Below are 18,699 nucleotides of genomic sequence, written 5' to 3'. Positions count from 1 at the left end.
TGGCATCTACCTAAGGTGACCCTCGACGCCCCGCAGGTCTGGACCACCCTGCTTCGCCGGGCGCCGACTGGACCGGCACACCGGGGGGCGTGCCGCGCGCACCCGGCTTGATGCCTCCGTACGCCTTCATGCCTTCCTCCGGTGTGCCTTCACTCCACTTGTGAAGGGATGTTTGTGGGTTCCGTGAGACACCTCTTACCGACTCGGGGGCGGAAGAGACGTACGTACGTCTTCTTGCTTCCCCTGCTCCTGGCCCTGGCTGTTCTGGCGACGCTCGCCGTCCACCCGGATCTGACGACGCGCGACCGTGGCGCTCCCGTGGCGGACTCCTACGACGGGTTCGACCCGAAGGGGGCCGACCAGCTCCGGCAGGACCAGTGCTTGATGGCCGAAGCGCTGCGGATGGGCGGACCGAGCATGTTCGCCACCGCTCAGGAGGCGCTCGGGCAGTCGCCTGATGAGCTGCGTAAGGCTGCGAACCGCGACTACTGGGAGGGCACCCCCCTCAACAAGGCCTTCAAGAAGGACCAATCGGCAGCGGACAAGAAGGCCGACGAACTCGACAAGCGGGCGGACGTCTGGGAGGAGCCCCTCGACGGACTGCCCACACCCGCCGGCTTCACGGAGGCCGGATTCCACTGGGCCCCCGACGGTGAGAAGAGCTTCTTCAACCAGGTCGGCTACCTCTCGTGGATCAGCGAGCAGTTCTGGAAGGACGAAGAGGGCTTCTACGACGACCCGACGCCGAAGGCCGGGAAGGCGGAGGCCGCGAAGGTCCGCGAACTGGGCGGCCCGCTGTACGGGAAGGCCCCGGATTCGTCGCTTCCCACCGAGGAGTGGCGAAAGGCGTACGCCGAGCACGAGGCGTGGGAGGCCCTCACCAAGGACACGTTCCGCCCGCTGTCGGCCGATGACGCCCGGCTGTTCCTGACGACCGGTGGGTTCACGCGCGTTGCCTCCGAAGAGGGCAGCCTGCCGTTCCGGGTGGCGGTGGAGGACCTGAAGACGCGGTTCGGCGCTTGCGCGTGGCAGGGCCCGTTCGACCCGAGCCGCGTGCTGGGCAAGGAGGTTGCCACCGCGACGAAGGAGTGGCAGGAGGAGATCGCCTCCCAGGCCACCCAGCGCGACGACATCCTGAACGCGAACAAGGAGACGACACAGGCACTGTCCACGGGCAGCCAGGCCCTGGGCGAGATGCTGGGCCAGTCCTGGGCGGCCGACCATCTCACCCGCTGGCAGAACTACTGGTCCCTGGGAGGCCCAGGGGCGATCGGCGACAGCCCCATGGTCGTGTACGTGCACGACGCCCAAGGCAAGTGCCTCGACGTCCAAGGGGGAGGCAAGGCCAACGGCACTCCGGTGCAGCTGTACACGTGCAACGGCTCGCCCGCACAGAAGTGGCAGATCGACGGGGAGCGCCTGCGGAACGTCAACTCCGGCAAGTGCCTCGACGTCAAGGGCGCCAGCACGGCCAACGGCGCGCCCGCGCAGATCTGGCGGTGCAACGGCTCGGCGGCGCAGAAGTGGCAGTACTCCACGCGCGGGACGAGCACGCTCAAGAACGTAGGTACTGGAAACTGCCTCGACCTGCCCAAGTACGAGAACGGGTCCAACGCGCGGCTGTGGGACTGCAGCGGCACCGGGCACCAGAAGTTCGACGTCAAGCCGTCCGGGAACAACGGCACCGGCGACCTCGATTACCCCACGAAGCCCCAGTTCGCCCAGGCGAAGAAGGGCATCGCGGACGCCGAGGAAGAGGCCAGGCGCCAGCTTGGCGTGCTCAACGCCCAGTTGGTGATCGCCTCCAAGGCCGCTGCCCGGACCGAGGTGGCGAAGCGCGAGTCCTACAAGATCGCTGACTCCCACGGGGCGCCCCGCGGCCGAGGGCTCATCGTGGGTGAGCAGAAGGCGCAGGTGACCCAGGCGTCCTTCGCTGCCCTGCAGGCGATGGCCGAAGCGGGCAAGACCGCCTACCAGGCCACCAAAGCATCCGCCTCGGACAGCGCGACGATCGCCGACCGGGCCCGCGCCCAAGCGTCCGCGGTCAAGGCCCAGTTCCGCAACGCCGCAGCCAAGGAGGCCGAGCAACAGGCCAAGGCCGCGGCGGAGGGCGCGGCCGAGCAGGAGAAGATCGCCAAGGAGGCGCGGAACACCGCCAGGGCCAAGCTCACGGAGACGGAGGACGCCGAAGCTGACGCGAAGGCCGCGGCGGCTACGGCGCACGCCAAGCGGGTGGCCGCCGAGAAGGAAGAGGCCACGGCGAAGGCGGAGAAGTTGACCGCCGCCGCGAAGCAGGCCGAGGCGTCCAAGCACAAGACCAGCGCGCAAGAGCACGCCACGAAGGCCAAGGACGCCAAGGACAAGGCGGAGTCCGCGGCCTCCACCGCGGCGACCAAGCGCAAGAGTGCCGAAGAGGCGAGCGACAAGGCGCGCGAAGCTCGCGACGACGCGTGGGACGCCGAGCAGAAGGCCGACTCCAAGCGCGCCAAGGCGGACGCGAAGGAAGCGTACGCCCAAGCACACGATGCGTCGGACGACGCCAAGGACGCTCGGGAAGCCGCCGATGCGGCCGACGCGGCAGCCGACAAGGCCGAATCCGAAGCGGGCAAAGCCCGGGCGGACGCGGACGCGGCCACCAAAGCGGCTGCGGAGGCCGACGCGGCCGCCACGCGCTCGGAGGCCGCGGCCAAGCGTGCCCGCTCCGACTCCGACGCGGCCCAGGCCGCGAAGCTGAAGGCCGACGCGGCGGTGAAGACCGCCACGAGTGCCGCCGCCGACGCCATCAGCGCGGCAGGTGTGGCGGCGACGGCGGCCAAGACCGCCGTCGAACTCGCCGACAAGGCCGAGGAGCAGGCCAAGACGGCCAAGAGCAATGCCGACGCGGCGAAGAAGGAGGCGGCCAAAGCCATCTCCGCGTCCGCGGACGCCGCCGGACACGCATACGTCACGGCGCAGGCCGCCGTCGCGGCCGGTCACTCCGCCCAACAGGTCGCCGCCCCGGCCAACGATGCCGTCCAGCTCGGCTCCCCCTACATCACCAGGGATGCCGCGGCCGGCCTCGCCGTACTGACCGGCCAGGCGTCGAAGACGATCGCGGAACAGCAGCGGGACGTCGCCCAGGCGCACGCGGACAACGCGGAGGAGAACGCCAAGCAGGCCGAAAGCCTCGCGAACGCGGCCACGGGCGATGCGAAAGCCGCCTACGTCTGGGCCGCCAAGGCCGCCGGCCACGCCGCGGACGCCCGGAAGTCCGCCAAGAACGCGATCACGTACGCCGCCGAAGCAGCGGAGGCGGCGTCCAAGGCCGCGGCTTCCCTGGCGCGCACCATCGAATACGACCGACAGGCGACCGAGGACGCCGCAGCCGCCGACCGGGCCGCGACGCGCGCCGAGAACCACGCCAAGGACGCCCGCGACTCCGCCGACCAGGCCGCACTGGACGCCGAAGCGGCCCGCGAAGCCGCAGCCCAGGCCGAGGCGGCGGCAAAGGAGGCCCGCCAGGCCGCCGACCGGGCCGCGGAGGACGCCGCAGCAGCCGAACAAGCCGCCAAGGACGCCCAGAAGTACGCGGACGAGGCCCAACAGGCAGCCGAGGAGGCGGCCCGCAAGAAGGCCAACAAACAGGTCAAGGACGGGGCCGGTACCGGCATCGGCAACGCCTTCTACGTCGTCGACGGCATCGAACTGTCCGGTGACCCGAAGCAGCTCAACGACTGCGTCATCGACATCGGACTCGGCGGTTGCTCCGTCGACTTCAAGGTGACCTTCGACGCCACCGTCGACTTCTACCTGTGCGCCAACCCGGAGGTGCCCGCCACCAAGGCAGGCTGCCCGTCGAAGGACACCGCCTTCCTGGGCACGCAGAACTTCAAGAACCTCTCCAAGAAGATCACCCGCAACTTCACCAAGCTGGAGATCCTCGAAGGCATCGCCAAGGTCATCGCGAAGTTCGCGTACGACCTCCTCATCAAGGACTTCGTCGACTGCTGGCACGGCAGCGCCGAAGGCTGCGCCTGGGCCGCGGCGAACTTCATCCCCGGGGAGAAGATCGCCCAAGGGGTGAAGGCGCTCGCCAAGCTGGACGAGGCCCTGAAGTCCGGCGACGACATAGCCGACCTCTGGAAGGGCCTGCGGGGCTCCGGCCTGTCCGACGACGTGGTGGCCGGCATCGGTCAGCGCACTATCGACGCACTCGCTGACTCCTGCCGGGTGCGTGGCGTCCGCACGGCGGCAGTCCGCGCGGCGTCGTGCTGGGTCGAACTCGGCGGGCCGGGTAAGTGGGGCACGGTCAACGAGTCGATGTCAGAAAGAGCCCTGGCCTACCAGATGAAGGTCACGGGGGTGCCGGACGGATTTGGATACTCCCTCAACGGGACCAAGTTCGACGGATACCGCAAGGGCGTTCTTCTCGACGCTAAGGGGCCCGGCTATTCGGCCGGAGTCAAGAACGGTGAATTCCAGCCTTGGTATCGTGGTGCGAAGGAGCTCGAAGAGCAGGCCAAGCGTCAACTCAAGGCCGCAGGGGGCAATACGCCGATCACCTGGCATGTTGCCGAGGAAGAGGTGGCCACCGCAATCCGGAAGATGTTCGCAGACAAGGACATATCCGGTATCAACGTCGTACACACATCGCAGTGAAGGCTGGGGGCACACAATGAGTGACGGGAAGTTGTCGGTCGTCCCGAGCAATCCGCACTGGCAGCCTGACCGGGATGCGGCCGACCGGGCCGCCGCGGTCGTGAGGAGTTTTACCCTTGGGGGCCGTGACACTGTCAAGCCAGAGGTGTCGTGGCACGACACGGCCGTCTTTGTCGACTGCGGTGCGAACCTGGAGGAGATCGAGTGCCCTCACTGTGAGGCTCCCCTCGACATTGGATGGTGGGCTGACCAGATGGGGACGCACGGCGAGAGTTGCTTCGCTGATCTCATGGTCACTGTGCCTTGCTGTGGGGCCCACACGTCTTTGAACGATCTGAACTACGACTGGCCGTGTGGGTTTGCCCAGTTTGAGATCACTGTCCGGAACCCGCAGCGGGACTGGTTCAATGATCGGGAAATTGCCTTGGTCGCAGAGGCGCTGGGGCAGCCTGTGCGCCAAGTCAAGGCGCATGTCTGAGTCTGTGGTTCAGGGCGCTACGTGAATAGCTCCACCGCGTAGGGTCACGGGGCGGCGGGGGTGCATCCCTGCCGCCCCGTTGCAGTGCCTGGCGAGGCCGATGTCAGTGCCGTGCGGCACCATCGGAAGCATGGCCAAGCCGACGACTGCCGGGCAGCGGCGGATCATTGCGGATGCGGATCCCGTGACGGGGCGCCTGCGGGGGACGGAGGCGCAGCTCGCCGCGCTCGTGCGGCTGCGGCTCGCCTTCCGGCACCCCCGCCCGCCGCACGCGTACTTCCTGACGCCTGCGGGCCACCGAGTCCGGGAGGAGCCGGCGGAGGCCGCGGCCCCCGAGACGGCGCCCGTGGAGGTGCCGTCCGGCGTGTTCACGGCGCGCACCGGCGCTGCGCAGGACCCGCCCGTCGAGGACGGCCCCGCGCGAGCGCGCGAGGTGCGGAGCGCCTGGCTCGGCATCGTCGAGATGCGGCGCATGACGAACCCCGGCGGCGACCGGGAGACCCCCTGCGCGTGGGAGCGGACGCACCGGGTGCGGGCCGTGGCGATAGCCCTGGAGGCGGCGGACCGCGTCCCGGCGGGGCCCGGCCGGGAGGGGTATCACGTGGTGGACACGGCACAGCCGGACGCGGTGGAGGTGTGGGAGGCCTCGGGGGAGGGGGTGCGGGCCTGCGGTGCGGTTCTTGAGCGGGCGGGGTGGCTGGTCAGCGAGCATGGCGACGCGCGGACGGGGCGCAGGTATGTTCTGGCGTCCCCGCGCCGCGCCTAGCCCTCGCGGTGGCGCCCCAGACCCGCCCCTTCCCGATCCGGGGGCTGCCGCCCCCGTGCCCCCGCCCTTGTCGGCGCTCCGCGCCTCGTCCTCAAACGCCGGACGGGCTGGAAGACCCCCGGCACGGCCCGGCACCCACCTGCGGACCCATGGACGAACTCCGTTCCGCAGTGGGGATCCGGCCTGCGGTCGGGATCCGGCTGACGGCCGAGGAACGGCGTGCGGTCGAGGAACGATCTGCGGTCGGGATCCGGCCCGCACCGGCACCATCCAGCCCGTCCGGCGTTTGAGGACGAGCGCGCAGCGCGATGGAGGGGCGGGTGGGCGGGGAAGGAGCCTGCCCGGCGATTGAGGGCGAGCCCGAGGGCGAAGAAGGGCGGGTGGGTGGGGAGAGAGCCCCGCGCAGCGGAGGTGAGGGGGCGCTACGCCGAGGGGCGTAGGTTCCAGGTGGCTACTACCGGGCGGCCGTGCTCGAAGCTGAGCCGGCTGACCGTCCCCGTGGCCAGCTGGAAGTGCGCCCCGGCCGAGGCGGGGAGCCCAAGGCGGCGGGCGGCCAGGACGCGGAGGAAGTGCCCGTGGGCCACCAGGAGCACGCTGCCCTCCGTGTTGGCGAGGGCCGCGTCGACCTTGGCCAGCACGCGGTCGGCCCGCGCCCCGACCTGCTCGGGGGACTCGCCCGGATGCTCCGGAGGGCCCGCGGCCACGCCGTCCGTGAAGAGGAACCAGTCGGGCCGCGTCCGGTGGATCTCCACCGTCGTCACGCCCTCGTACGCCCCGTAGTCCCACTCGGCCAGATCGTCGTCCACGCGCGCGTCCGCGAAGCCCGTGAGCGCGGCGGTCTCCCGCGCCCGCGCCCGGGGGCTGGTGAACGCGGCGTCGACCCGGTACTTCCCGACCAGCGGCGCGAGCGACCGCGCCTGCTCGCGGCCGTGGTCGGTGAGGGGAATGTCGGTCCAGCTGGTGTGCTGGCCGGACAGCGACCACGCGGTCTCGCCGTGCCGGACCAGGAGGAGGTCACCCATGCGCGCGTTCCGTTCTGCTCGGTTCTGCCTGGTGCGAACCGTCGCGGCGGTGGCCGTATTCCATGATCCGTCCGGCACCGGGGGAGGCACCGGGGGAGGGGCCCGTCACTTCCGCCGCAGCTCCCGCCCCCCGAACGCCCCCGCGCCGTCCGCCCGCTGCCACCACGCCTCCAGGCCCGCCTGGCCGAGGGAGCGCCAGTCGGGGGTCTCCTGCACGAAGGCGCGGCCCAGGCGCCGCCCCAGGTCGACCATCGTGCGGCCCGCGACGGTCCGGTCGGCGTCGTAGGACTCCAGGGCGTCGGGCCAGGTCACCGCCGTGGTGATGGCGGACTCCAGGACGGTGGCGTCCTGGAGGGCCTTCACCGCGCCCGCGCCCGTGTGCGGCCGGGCCACGGTCGCCGCGTCGCCCGCGAGCAGCACCCGGCCCTGGGTGTAGCGCGGCGCGGTGTAGTCGTACATGGGCTGGAGGAAGAGCTCGGCCGGTGCGGTGGCGCGGACCACCGCGCCCCAGTAGGGCGGCAGGAGCACGTCGGCGACGTACGACAGATGGCTGCTGAGGGTGTCGGTGAGGCCGCCGGGCGGCAGGCTCCGGGGATCGTCGAAGGCCAGGTCCGCGTCCAGGCCGCGCGGCGGTGCCGTGTACAGCACCCAGTTCACGCGGCGCCCGCCCGTCCCGTCGGGGATGCGGTAGAGGATCAGGTGGCCGCCGTCGAACACGGCGTACACGCAGTCCTCGGCGCCCCACAGCTCCGGGTCGGTAAGGCGCTCCTCGGGGTAGGCGCCGCGCCAGGCCAGATAGCCCGCGTACTCGGCCCGCAGGCCGGGGAACGCCGCCTCGCGCACCACCGAGCGGTAGCCGTCCGCGCCGACCACCACGTCGAACCGCTCCGTGCCGTCGTCCGTCTCCACCACGGCCCCGCCCGGGCAGGCCCGCACCCCGGTCACCGCGGTGGCGGTGCGGAACGTGACCGTCTCGGGCACCCGGCGCCGCAACTCGCCCCACAACGGACCCCAGTTGTACGTCCGGAACGGGAAGGGCGTCACCGCGATCGCGTGCCCGCGCGGGTCCGGTGCCGCGTCGTCACGCACGTACCAGCGGCGCCTGACGAGCTGCACCCACTGCATGTCCGCGTCCAGGTAGCCCGCCGACTCCAGCTCCGCGTAGCGGGAGTTGTGGACGGCCAGACCCACGCCCCGGTCGGCGAGGCGGCCCGCCGCCCGCTCGTACACGGTGATCTCGTCCGCGCCGCCCCGGTGCGCGGCCAGTGCGGACGCGCAGCCCGCGACGCTGCCGCCCACCACGGCGACCCTGCCCGAATGCATCATCGCGCCATCCTGGCAGGGCGGGTGACGTCCTGTCATGACCAAAGGTCAGCGCATGGATACACCGCGTCCGGCGAAGAACGGCTCGAACTCCGCGCGCGGGAGCGTGGCCGTGCGCGTGGGCGCGTCGATCCCCGAGGGGTTGTGGAAGTGCAGGCTCCCGTCCGCCGTGCGCGCCGTGACCAGGACCAGATGCCCGCCGCGGCCGGGCGCCGGGCGCCCCGGGCGGCGGATCTCGTAGTGCACGGACGTGATCACCGTGTGCCCGGAGTCGACGAGGTCGGCCACCTCGTCGAGCGTCAGGTGCCGGTGCACCGTCGCCTCGCGGCCGAGCGTGTCGCGCACGTACTCGGCGAACGGCGCGTAGATCAGCCCCTTGATCGTGCCGTCGGCGGGGTCCTCCGTGTACGCGCCGTACTTGAGGGCCCCGTCGCGCAGCTCGAAGAGCGAGGGCGCGCCCTCGCCGAGGGCCATCCGCAGACAGGTGAGGCCGCACAGGTGGCCGCACCAGCGCGCGTAGTCGTCGAGCGTGGCCGCGCCCGACTCCCGCCAGGCGGGGTCGTCGGCGCGGTCGTGGCCCTCGTACACGATCTTCCCGACCAGGTCGGGCGAGGCGAACTGGGTCAGGGACGGGACCCGGCAGGTGGGGCAGTCGGCCACGGGCACGCTCCTCGTCGCGGGGCGGCCCCGGGCCGGGGCCGCGCGGGGCTACTGGCGATAGCCGCTCAGGAAGCGGCCGATGCGGCTGATCGCCGCGTCGAGGTCGTCAGCGTACGGGAGCGTCAGGATGCGGAAGTGGTCCGGGTGCGGCCAGTTGAAGCCGGTGCCCTGGACGACCTGGATCTTCTCCTGGAGCAGCAGGTCGAGGACGAACTTCTCGTCGTCGTGGATGGCGTGCACCTTGGGGTCGAGGCGTGCGAAGGCGTACAGCGCGCCCTTCGGCTTCACACAGCTGACCCCGGGGATCTCGTTGAGCTTCTGCCAGGCGCGGTCGCGCTGCTCGTACAGGCGGCCGCCCGGCGCGGTCAGCTCGTGGATGGACTGCCGGCCGCCGAGCGCCGCCTGGATCGCGAACTGGGCGGGCGCGTTGGCGCACAGCCGCATGGAGGCCAGCATCGTCAGGCCCTCCAGATAGTCCCGCGCGTGCTGCTTCGGGCCCGTCACGACCAGCCAGCCGGAGCGGAAGCCCGCCACGCGGTACGTCTTGGAGAGCCCGCAGAAGGTGAGGACCACCAGGTCGGGGGCCAGCGCGGCGACGCTGTGGTGCACCGCTTCGTCGTACAGGATCTGGTCGTAGATCTCGTCGGCGAACACCATCAGGCCGTGGCGGCGCGCCAGGTCGAGGATGCCTTCGAGGACCTCGCGCGGGTAGACGGCGCCCGTCGGGTTGTTCGGGTTGATGATCACGACGGCCTTGGTGCGGTCGGTGATCTTCGCGGCCATGTCGTCGAGGTCGGGGTACCAGTCGGCCTGCTCGTCGCACAGGTAGTGCACGGCCTTGCCCCCGGAAAGGGTGGTCACGGCCGTCCACAGCGGGAAGTCGGGGGCCGGGATGAGGACTTCGTCGCCGTCCTCCAGGAGTGCCTGCACGGCCATGGTGACCAGCTCCGACACGCCGTTGCCGAGGAAGATGTCGTCCACGGAGACGTCGTCGATCCCCAGCGCCTGGTAGCGCTGCGCCACCGCGCGGCGGGCGGACAGGACGCCCCGCGAGTCCGTGTAGCCGTGGGCGCTCGGGAGCATCCGGATCATGTCCTGGACGATCTCCTCGGGCGCCTCGAAGCCGAACAGGGCGGGGTTGCCGGTGTTCAGGCGCAGCACGCTGTGGCCCGCCTCCTCCAGGGCGTTCGCGTGCTCGATGACCGGGCCCCGGATCTCGTAACAGACCTCGCTGAGCTTGCTGGACTGCCGGAACTCCATGCGGTGTGCCTCCCGTAGCGTGGGTTCCTTGGTTTTACCAAGCTGGAGCTTGGAAAGTCCAACAGCTTGTCTAGACTGCGACGCATGCCATATCGACCGCGCCGTAGCTACGACCAGTTCTGTGCCGCCGCCCGCGCCCTCGACGCCGTCGGTGACCGCTGGACCCTGCTGATCGTCCGCGAACTGCTCCTCGGTCCGCGCCGCTACACCGATCTGCACGCCGACCTGCCCGGCGTCAGCACCGACGTGCTCGCCTCGCGCCTGAAGGACCTGGAGCAGTCGGGCCTCGCCACCCGCCGCAGACTGCCGCCGCCCGCCGCCGCGTACGTGTACGAACTCACCGGGCGCGGCCGGGAGCTGACGCCCGTCCTGCGCGCCCTCGCGGCCTGGGGCGCCCCCGAACTCGCCGAGCGCCGCCCCACCGACGCGGTCCGCGCCCACTGGTTCGCGCTGCCGCTCCTCGACGCCGTCGCCCTGGCCCAGGGCCTGGTGGAGCTGAGCCTGGAGGAAGGCGAGTTCCACGTACGCACGGACGCCGACGGGGTGGTCTCGTACGGGGACGGGCCCGCGCCCGAGCCGCCCGACGCGCGCGTCACCCTGGACGCCGGGACCGCCGTCGAGATCGGGCGGGGCGTGCTGAGCGTGGCCGACGGGGTGCGGGCGGGGCGGATCGCCGTGACCGGGGACGGACCGCTGGCCAAGGCCTTGCGAGAGGGATGAGGGGTCCAGGGGCCGAGCCCCTGGACCCCTCGGCGTGTGCCTCGCCCTCAGACGCCGGACGGGCGCGCGGGAGGCCTGCCGTTGCCGCGCGTCAGGGTGTAACCGCCCACGCCCGCGAGCGCGGCGAGGACGCCGCCGACGCCCGTCCAGACCCAGCGGTCCGTCCACCAGCCCGAGGACCAGCCGTCCTCGGGCTCGGCGGCGGACGGCTTGGAGCCCGGCACCAGCGGGTCGCCCAGGGTGCCGTCCACCGCGGCCGAGCCACCGACGTCCTTCGACGTGGCCTCGACCTCGGCGGTGACCGGCTGGCCCAGGTCGGCGGTGCGCAGGCCGGTCGCCGTCAGGCGCACGTAGTACGTGCCCGGCAGCGGGTCGTTGGCCCACGGCTCCGACCAGGCGCGCACCGTGCGCAGGGTGCAGGCGAGCTCGACGGAGGAGCCCTCGGCCTTGCGCGCCTGCATGCCGTACATGCAGGACTGGCGGCGCCGCAGCCCGTCGTACACGTCGATCCGCCACGTGGCGCCGGACGCCTTGGCGGCGGACCCGGGCAGCTTCACGGTCGCCTTGACCGTGGGCCGCTGGCCGGAGTCCGCGGGGAACGACCAGTACAGGTAGTCGCCGGTGGAGGCGCTCGCCGTGGCCTTGTGGCCCTGCTCGATCTCCGTCGCCGTACGGAAGGAGGTGCCCGCGTCGGTCCGCTCCTTGTCGTCGTCACCGGAGGCCGCGAACGCCGGCCCCGAGGCCAGCAGCGCGCTGAGGCCGAGCAGGCCGGCAGCCGCCAACAGACGTGTCCTACGCATCAGCTGGTCCTCCAGACGGCGACGCGCCAGCGCGAGATCCAGCCCCACAGCACACCGCCCACGAAACCGGTGAGCACGAGCGCGCCGAGCAGCCACCAGCCGCGGCCGAGGCCGAAGGCCGCCACGTCGGACGAGCCGTCGGGCGCGTCCACGACGTCGACGGCCAGTTCGAGGGGCAGACCGGGCTTGCCCTTGGCGGCGGCACCGGCGGCGGCCGAGTAGGAGTGCGACACCTGGAGACAGACGGTCTCCTTCTCGTCGTCCTCGTCGTCGCGCTCGGGCTTCGGATACCGGAGCCCCGTGGAGATCACGTCGGTGCGGCCGTCCCCGGCCTCCGAGCCGCGCACGATCTCGCGGTCGTGCTTCGTGACGGCCCGCAGGAGCACGCCGTAGTCGTTGTTCACGGCCCGGTCGGCGCCCACGCTCACCGAGGCGCGCAGCTCCTTGCCGGGCGCCACGTCCACGCGGTACCAGCGGTGCTCGCCGAACCCGGCGCGGTCGGTGTACAGACCCGGCTTGAGCTCCGGCGCGGCCGAGCAGCTGTCGGCGCCGTCCACGGCCACGGGGTTGACGACCGGATCGGCCGCGCGGTCCACCAGCTGGCCCACCCGGTCGGTGAGTTCGTCGGTGTGCCGGACGGAGGTGTACGTGCCGCCGGTGGCCTCGGCGATGCAGCTCAGCTGCGCGCGCATCTTCGTGTTCGGGACCAGGCCCAGGGTGTCGACGGTCAGGTTGATGCCCTTGGCCGCGATCTCCCGCGCCACCTCGCACGGGTCGAGGGGCTGGCAGGTGTCCTCGCCGTCGCTGATGAGGACGATGCGGCGCGAACCCTCGCCGCCCTTCAGGTCGTCGGCGGCCTTCAGGAGGGCCGGGCCGATCGGGGTCCAGCCGGTCGGCGAGAGCGTGGCCACCGCGGTCTTGGCGTCCGTGCGGTCCAGCGGCCCGACCGGGTAGAGCTGCTCGGTGTCCTTGCAGCCCGTTCTGCGGTCGTCGCCGCGGTAGTTGGCGCCGAGGGTGCGGATGCCGAGCTCGACGTCCTCGGGGGTGGCGTCGAGCACCTCGTTGAAGGCCTGCTTCGCCGCGGCCATCCGGCTCTTGCCGTCGATGTCGCGGGCCCGCATCGAGCCGCTCACGTCGAGGAGGAGCTCGACCTTGGGCTTCGCCCCGCCCTCGCTGTCGTCCGGTTCGTCGGCCGCGTGGGCGACGGTGGGCGCGATGCCCATGCTCAGGGCCGCGAACAGGGCGCAGAACCCCGCCGCGAGCCGTTTTCTGGTGATCATCAGCGGATCCTATGGATCAAGGCGGGTCCGCTCCAAAAAAGCAGTTGAGGGCGCCGGTTAGGGTGGCGGGTGTGCTGCGAGAAGTGACGGCTGTCCGATATCTGGAACCCCTGCGGGCGGGCGGCTCCGTGCCCGGCGTCGTCGAGGCCGACGACCTCGGGACCTACGTCCTGAAGTTCACCGGCTCCGCGCAGGGCCGCAAGGCGCTCGTCGCCGAGATCGTCGTGGGGGAGCTCGCCCGCCGCCTCGGCCTGCGCGTGCCCGAGCTCGTCCTCGCCCACTTCGACCCGGCCCTCGGCGCGCACGAGCCGCACCAGGAGGTCCAGGACCTGCTGCACCGCAGCGCGGGCCTCAACCTGGGCATGGACTATCTGCCCGGGGCACACGACTTCACCCCGGACACCGACCTCGACGTGGACCCCCTGGAGGCGGGCAGGGTGGTCTGGCTCGACGCCCTCACCGCGAACGTCGACCGCACCGTGCACAGCTCGAACCTCATGGTCTGGCCCACGTTCGGCGTCCGCCCGCCGCGGCTGTGGCTCATCGACCACGGCGCCGCCCTCGTCTTCCACCACCGCTGGGACGCCGCGTCGGTCCTCGCCACCGCCGAGAAGGCGTACGACTTCCGCCAGCACGCGCTCGGCCGCTACGGCCCCGACACGCGCGCGGCCGACGCGGAGCTCGCGCCGCTGGTGACCGAGGACCTGCTGCGCGCGATCACGGCGGACGTCCCCGACGCCTGGCTCGCCGACGAGCCGGGCTTCGCGACCCCCGACGCGCTGCGCGAGGCCTACGTCACCTACCTCGCGGCCCGCGCCCGCGCCTCCGCGACCTGGCTCCCCACCGACTTCCCGCCCCGCGCCCAACTGGCCGCCGAGGACGCCCTCCGCGCCCGCGCCACGGAGGCGTCCCGCCCGGCCTGGCTGAAACGGGTCCCGAACCTCCACGGCAAGCCGCAAGTGCGCTGAGCGCCCCGCGGAGGTGCGGGGCGCTCAGCGGCACACGGGCACTGCCCGGCTCAGCGCAGGCGTTCGTACGCGGGGAGGGTGAGGAAGTCCGCGTAGTCGGCGTCCAGGGAGACCTGGAGGAGGAGGTCGTGGGCCTCCTGCCACTTGCCCGCCGCGAAGGCGTCCTCGCCGAGGTCGGCGCGGATCGCGGTCAGCTCGGCGGCGGCGACCTCGCGGGCGAGGTCGGCGGTGGCGGGCTCGCCGTTCTCGAAGACGACGCCCGCGTTGATCCACTGCCAGATCTGGGAGCGGGAGATCTCGGCGGTGGCCGCGTCCTCCATGAGGTTGAAGATGGCGACCGCGCCGAGGCCGCGCAGCCAGGCCTCGATGTAGCGGATGCCGACCTGCACGGCGTTGACCAGGCCCGCGTACGTGGGCCTGGCGTCGAGCGAGTCGATGGCGATCAGGTCACCGGCGGCGACGGACACGTCCTCGCGGAGGCGGTCCTTCTGGTTCGGCTTGGCGCCGAGGACCTTGTCGAAGGACTCCATGGCGATCGGGACGAGGTCGGGGTGGGCGACCCAGGAGCCGTCGAAGCCGTCGCCCGCCTCGCGGTCCTTGTCGGCACGGACCTTCTCGAAGGCGACCTTGTTGACCTCGGCGTCCTTGCGGGACGGGATGAAGGCCGCCATGCCGCCGATGGCGTGCGCGCCGCGCTTGTGGCAGGTGCGGACGAGCAGTTCGGTGTAGGCGCGCATGAACGGGGCCGTCATCGTGACCGCGTTGCGGTCCGGCAGGACGAACTTCTGGCCGCCGTCACGGAAGTTCTTGACGATGGAGAAGAGGTAGTCCCAGCGGCCCGCGTTCAGGCCCGACGCGTGGTCGCGCAGCTCGTAGAGGATCTCCTCCATCTCGTACGCGGCCGTGATCGTCTCGATGAGGACGGTGGCGCGGACGGTGCCCTGGGGGATGCCGACGTGGTCCTGCGCGAAGACGAAGATCTCGTTCCAGAGGCGGGCCTCCAGGTGCGACTCCGTCTTCGGGAGGTAGAAGTACGGGCCCTTGCCGAGGTCGAGCAGGCGCTGGGCGTTGTGGAAGAAGTACAGGCCGAAGTCGACGAGGGCGCCCGGGACCGGTGTGCCGTCCCCGTCCGTGAGGTGCCGCTCGTTCAGGTGCCAGCCGCGCGGCCGCATCACGACCGTGGCGAGCGAGGCCGCGTCCTTCAGGGCGTACGACTTGCCGGTGCGCTCGTCGGTGAAGTCGATGCGGCGCTCATAGGCGTCGGTGAGGTTGAGCTGGCCGAGGATCACGTTCTCCCAGGTGGGGGCGGAGGCGTCCTCGAAGTCGGCGAGCCAGACCCGCGCGCCCGAGTTGAGCGCGTTGATGGTCATCTTGCGGTCGGTGGGGCCGGTGATCTCCACCCGGCGGTCGTTCAGGGCGGCCGGGGCGGGCGCCACCTTCCAGGAGTCGTCCGCGCGGACGGCGGCGGTCTCGGGCAGGAAGTCCAGACAGGACGTGCGGGCGATCTCGGCGCGCCGCTCGGCGCGGCGGGCCAGGAGCTCGTCGCGGCGCGGCGTGAACCGCCGGTGCAGCTCGGCCACGAAGGCAAGGGCCGCCGGGGTGAGGACCTCTTCCTGCCGGGGCAGGGGCTCGGCGTCGACGATGGCCAGCGGGGACGGCGCTGGTGCGGACATGAGCTGTCACTTCCTTCAGCGAGCGTGCTTCACGGGCGGCGCGCCGGTGGGGGCGGGGCGGCCGTCGGCCCGGTCGTGTGGCACCGCGTGCCACGGTGCCGGGAAACGGCCGCGGGCGCCGTCCACCGGGTCAGGCGCTTCTGAACAGTGGATACTAGTTTCCTCATGGTGGAAGTTCAATCGTTTGTTGATGTCGAGATTCTCTTCGTCGACACAACGCGGCGCAGAGTGCCACCGCCGTCACTCCCAGTGGACCAGGGGTCCGGCGGGGCGGCCAGGGGGCGCCGGGTCCCTGGGGCGGTGGCCCCGCGCGGGTCGCGTCGGCGCCCCTTCGGCCGCCCCGGGCGCTTCGGCCGTTCTCCCGGCTTCCGTCACTCCAGCCGCTCCAGGTCCGGGAGCGTGTCGATGTCGTACGGCTCCGCGATGTCACCGCACTCCACGAGCGTGAGCGCGCCCGCGTGCTCCCGCAGATAGGCGCGCGCCCCCTGGTCGCCCGTCGCGGCCGCCGCGATGCCGTCCCAGTGGTCCGCGCCGAACAGGACCGGATGCCCGCGCTCGCCGTCGTACGCGGCCGCCGCGAGGTCCGCGGGGGAGCGGTGCGCGGCCAGGAGCCGGGCCACCGCGGCCGCGCCGATGCCGGGCTGGTCCACGAGCGTCACCAGCGCGGCCCGCGCCCCGGCTCCTGCCAGCGACGCCAGGCCCGCGCGCAGCGAACTCCCCATCCCCTCCCGCCAGTCCGGGTTGTCCACGAGCACGCACCCCGGGAGCGTCGCCTGCTCCCGTACGACGTCGGCGGTGGCCCCGAGGACGATGTGCACGCGGGTGCAGCCGCCCTCGCGCAGGACCCGCGCGGCGCGCTCCACGAACAGCTCCCCGCGGTGTTCGAGCAGGGCCTTCGGGCAGCCGCCCAGGCGCCGCCCGCCGCCCGCGGCGAGCAGCAGGCCGGCGACCTCGGCGGCGGGGGCGGACGGGGCGGGTGACAGCGATTCGGTCATGACCCTTGCTTACCGCATGGCTTCTGGGGACCCTGTTCCGGCCGGGGCGTGGCCGAAAGATGCGGCTGCCGCACAACGACGTGCGAGGGGGAGAGCTGTGTTGCGGAGCGTGGGGCGGAGAGTGGCGACGGGCGGCTACGAGGATCCGCGGGTGACGGAGCTGCGCGCCGCGGTGTCCCGCCTGCGCCGTGAACTGGCCTCCTACCCCGGGGAGTTCCCCGATCGGGCGATCGCCGAGGACGAGCTGGCGGCGCTGGCCGCGATGGCGGCGGCGGGGACGCCCGATCTCCGCCGGCTGCGGAGGTCCCTCTTATTGGTCGCGGGGTCGATCGGCTCGGTCAGTGCCTTGACGGGGGCGTTGGGTGGGGTGCGGGGCGCGGTGGAGCGGTTCCGCGAGCCCCGTGGCTGATCCCTCGCGGGGGCGCCCCGGGCCCGCCCCTTCCCGAACAAGGGGGCTCCGCCCCCTTGGACCCCCTTATCGGCGCTCCGCGCCTCGTCCTCAAACGCCGGACGGGCTATGAATAGCCCCTCCGGCGTTTGAGGAGCGGGGGTCTGGGGGCGGAGCCCCCAGGAATCGGGAAGGGGCGGGATTGGGGACCCCGGTAGGGCTACGCCACCCAGTCGCCCGGCAGGGGTGCGCCCGCAGGGGCCTCCAGGCCGCTCGCGAGGGCGGCGGCCAGGCGGGCGGCCACGTCGTCGCACTGCTGCGGCGGCAGCGCGAAGGGAATCCGCAGCCGGTGCTCGTGCGTCCCGGGATCCGCACCGAACCGCGAGCCCCCCTCGATCCGCACCCCCTGCCCCAGCGCGGCCCGAGCCACCGCGGAGGCGACCGGCGCCCCCAGGTCCACCCACAGGGAGAGTCCCCCGGGCGGCAGCTGCCAGCGCCACTCGGGCACGTGCCGTCCCAGGGCCGCCGCGAGCGCCGCCCGGGAGGCCCGCAGCGAGGCGATCCGCGCGTGCAGCGTCGCGTCCATGCCGTCGAGGAGGTGCAGCGCCACGAGCTGCTCGATCACCGGCGTGGCCATGTCCGACGGCACCCGCGCCATGGCCAGCTCCGTGATCAGGCGGGATCCGGCCCGCACCCATCCGATGCGCAGCCCGCCCCAGTGCGACTTGCTCAACGACCCCACGGTGACGACCTGTTCGGCCGCGCCGTGCGGTGCGAGCGAGGCGAACGGCGCGGGCGGCGGCACGTCGAGGGCGATGTCGGCGATGGTCTCGTCGACGAGCAGCCAGGTGCCCGTGGCACGGGCGGCCTGAAGGATCCGCACCCGCTGCTCCCGGCCCATCAGGGCCCCCGTCGGATTCTGGAAGTCCGGTACGAGGTAGGCGATGCGGGGCGCCGCCTGCCGCAGCGTCGATTCGACCAGGTCGGTGTCCCAGCCCGCGTCGGTGACGGGCACGGGCGTCGCGCGCAGGCCCGCGCGGCGGATCGCGTCGAGCGCGTTGGGGTAGGACGGGTTCTCCACCAGGACCCGGTCGCCGGGGCGCCCGAGCAGCGCGAGCGCGAGTGAGATCGCGTGCTGGGCGCCGGTCGTGATCAGGATCTGGTCCGGCAGCGTCGGCAGGCCCCGGCGCGTGAACCGGTCAGCGACCGCCGCGCGCAACTCCGGTAGTCCGTAGGGGTGGTAGCCCGCCGTCGGCGCGTGCTCCGGCAGCCGGGCGGCGGCCGCCGCGAGCGCCGCGCTCAGCTCCGCCTGGGGCGCGGGCGGCGCGGCCACCGCCAGGTCGATGACCCCGTCCCCGACGGGGAACGCCGCCACGCTGGCCGGGCGGCGGCCCTCCGGCAGCTCCGTCCAGGTGCTCGCGCCCCGGCGGCTGCGCGCGAACCCGCCGTCGCGCAGCAGGTCGTACGCCGCCGTGACCGTGGCCCGGCTGACACCCAGTGCCGTCGCCAGTTCGCGCTCGGCGGGCAGCCGGGTGTGCAGCGGGACGCGGCCGTCGAGCAGCAGGGTGCGGACCGCCTGGGCGAGCGCGCGGTAGCCCGGTCGGCCTCCGGCCAGGTCCGTGACCAGACCGGCGAGCCGCGCCCCGCCGAGCCGCCGGTCCACGGAGTGGACCGCGTGCGCCTCTGCCATGCCAGATCCTCCCGATTGGCCCTGCTGTCCAGGCCAAT

General features: G+C 72.4%; 15 protein-coding genes. 6 read left to right on the top strand and 9 right to left on the bottom strand.

Translation table 11 applies throughout. The features are described from left to right. The first annotated feature begins 168 nt into the window (after nt 1-168). The 3 genes from AC5WAM_RS09795 to AC5WAM_RS09785 all read left to right on the top strand — a co-directional run bounded on the left by AC5WAM_RS09795 (nt 169) and on the right by AC5WAM_RS09785 (nt 5,882). A complete protein-coding gene (locus AC5WAM_RS09795) occupies nt 169-4,638 on the top strand; it encodes an RICIN domain-containing protein (RefSeq protein WP_495522334.1) in 4,470 nt (1,489 codons plus the stop codon). Between the two features lie 16 nt (nt 4,639-4,654). Next, complete coding sequence (locus AC5WAM_RS09790) at nt 4,655-5,116, top strand: hypothetical protein (RefSeq protein ID WP_495522333.1); 462 nt, start codon at nt 4,655-4,657, stop codon at nt 5,114-5,116. A 130-nt stretch (nt 5,117-5,246) separates the two neighbouring features. After that, nucleotides 5,247-5,882, top strand: coding sequence for a hypothetical protein (locus tag AC5WAM_RS09785; RefSeq protein ID WP_495522332.1), 636 nt, complete (start codon nt 5,247-5,249; stop codon nt 5,880-5,882). Nucleotides 5,883-6,304: 422 nt separating this feature from the next. Here AC5WAM_RS09785 and AC5WAM_RS09780 read toward each other — a convergent pair whose 3' ends face one another. From AC5WAM_RS09780 to AC5WAM_RS09765, 4 genes are all read right to left on the bottom strand, one after another. Beyond that, on the bottom strand, nt 6,305-6,904 hold the full coding sequence (locus tag AC5WAM_RS09780; RefSeq protein ID WP_495522331.1) for a histidine phosphatase family protein: 600 nt from the start codon (nt 6,902-6,904) through the stop codon (nt 6,305-6,307). A gap of 105 nt (nt 6,905-7,009) precedes the next feature. Further along, entirely contained in the window at nt 7,010-8,227 is a 1,218-nt protein-coding gene (locus AC5WAM_RS09775) for an FAD-dependent monooxygenase (protein WP_495523546.1), read from the bottom strand. A 48-nt stretch (nt 8,228-8,275) separates the two neighbouring features. Next, nucleotides 8,276-8,887 (bottom strand): cysteine peptidase family C39 domain-containing protein, encoded by a 612-nt coding sequence (locus AC5WAM_RS09770; RefSeq protein WP_495522330.1) that lies wholly within the window; start codon nt 8,885-8,887, stop codon nt 8,276-8,278. A gap of 48 nt (nt 8,888-8,935) precedes the next feature. Next, nucleotides 8,936-10,147, bottom strand: a complete 1,212-nt coding sequence (locus AC5WAM_RS09765; RefSeq protein WP_495522329.1) for a pyridoxal phosphate-dependent aminotransferase — start codon at nt 10,145-10,147, stop codon at nt 8,936-8,938. 84 nt (nt 10,148-10,231) lie between these two features. On the opposite strand from AC5WAM_RS09765, the gene AC5WAM_RS09760 reads away from it, so the two are divergent. Then, nucleotides 10,232-10,867 carry a winged helix-turn-helix transcriptional regulator gene (locus AC5WAM_RS09760; protein ID WP_366791948.1) on the top strand — a complete coding sequence of 212 codons (636 nt, stop codon included), beginning with the start codon at nt 10,232-10,234 and terminating at the stop codon, nt 10,865-10,867. 47 nt (nt 10,868-10,914) lie between these two features. On the opposite strand, the gene AC5WAM_RS09755 is transcribed toward AC5WAM_RS09760, so the two are convergent. After that, nucleotides 10,915-11,667 (bottom strand): hypothetical protein, encoded by a 753-nt coding sequence (locus AC5WAM_RS09755; RefSeq protein WP_495522328.1) that lies wholly within the window; start codon nt 11,665-11,667, stop codon nt 10,915-10,917. Then, nucleotides 11,667-12,947 (bottom strand): VWA domain-containing protein, encoded by a 1,281-nt coding sequence (locus AC5WAM_RS09750; protein ID WP_495522327.1) that lies wholly within the window; start codon nt 12,945-12,947, stop codon nt 11,667-11,669. The genes AC5WAM_RS09755 and AC5WAM_RS09750 overlap by 1 nt, the downstream gene beginning before the upstream one ends. 71 nt (nt 12,948-13,018) lie before the next feature. Here AC5WAM_RS09750 and AC5WAM_RS09745 point away from each other — a divergent pair, with 71 nt between their 5' ends. After that, a complete protein-coding gene (locus tag AC5WAM_RS09745; RefSeq protein ID WP_495522326.1) occupies nt 13,019-13,915 on the top strand; it encodes a HipA family kinase in 897 nt (298 codons plus the stop codon). A 50-nt stretch (nt 13,916-13,965) separates the two neighbouring features. On the opposite strand, the gene aceB is transcribed toward AC5WAM_RS09745, so the two are convergent. Next, the gene (gene aceB / locus AC5WAM_RS09740) at nt 13,966-15,588 is read right to left on the bottom strand and encodes a malate synthase A (RefSeq protein WP_495522325.1); all 1,623 of its coding nucleotides are present in this window, start codon (nt 15,586-15,588) and stop codon (nt 13,966-13,968) included. Between the two features lie 371 nt (nt 15,589-15,959). Further along, a complete protein-coding gene (locus tag AC5WAM_RS09735) occupies nt 15,960-16,583 on the bottom strand; it encodes a nucleotidyltransferase family protein (protein ID WP_495522324.1) in 624 nt (207 codons plus the stop codon). A gap of 97 nt (nt 16,584-16,680) precedes the next feature. On the opposite strand from AC5WAM_RS09735, the gene AC5WAM_RS09730 reads away from it, so the two are divergent. Continuing rightward, a complete protein-coding gene (locus AC5WAM_RS09730; RefSeq protein WP_495522323.1) occupies nt 16,681-16,992 on the top strand; it encodes a DUF5955 family protein in 312 nt (103 codons plus the stop codon). A 199-nt stretch (nt 16,993-17,191) separates the two neighbouring features. Here AC5WAM_RS09730 and yczR read toward each other — a convergent pair whose 3' ends face one another. Next, nucleotides 17,192-18,661 (bottom strand): MocR-like transcription factor YczR, encoded by a 1,470-nt coding sequence (gene yczR / locus AC5WAM_RS09725; RefSeq protein WP_495522322.1) that lies wholly within the window; start codon nt 18,659-18,661, stop codon nt 17,192-17,194. Nucleotides 18,662-18,699 lie beyond the last annotated feature (38 nt).

The sequence above is a fragment of the Streptomyces sp. JLYT201 genome, from assembly GCF_059448825.1.
The sequence above is the reverse complement of the archived record's forward strand: the minus strand, read 5'-3'. Positions and strand labels throughout refer to the sequence as shown.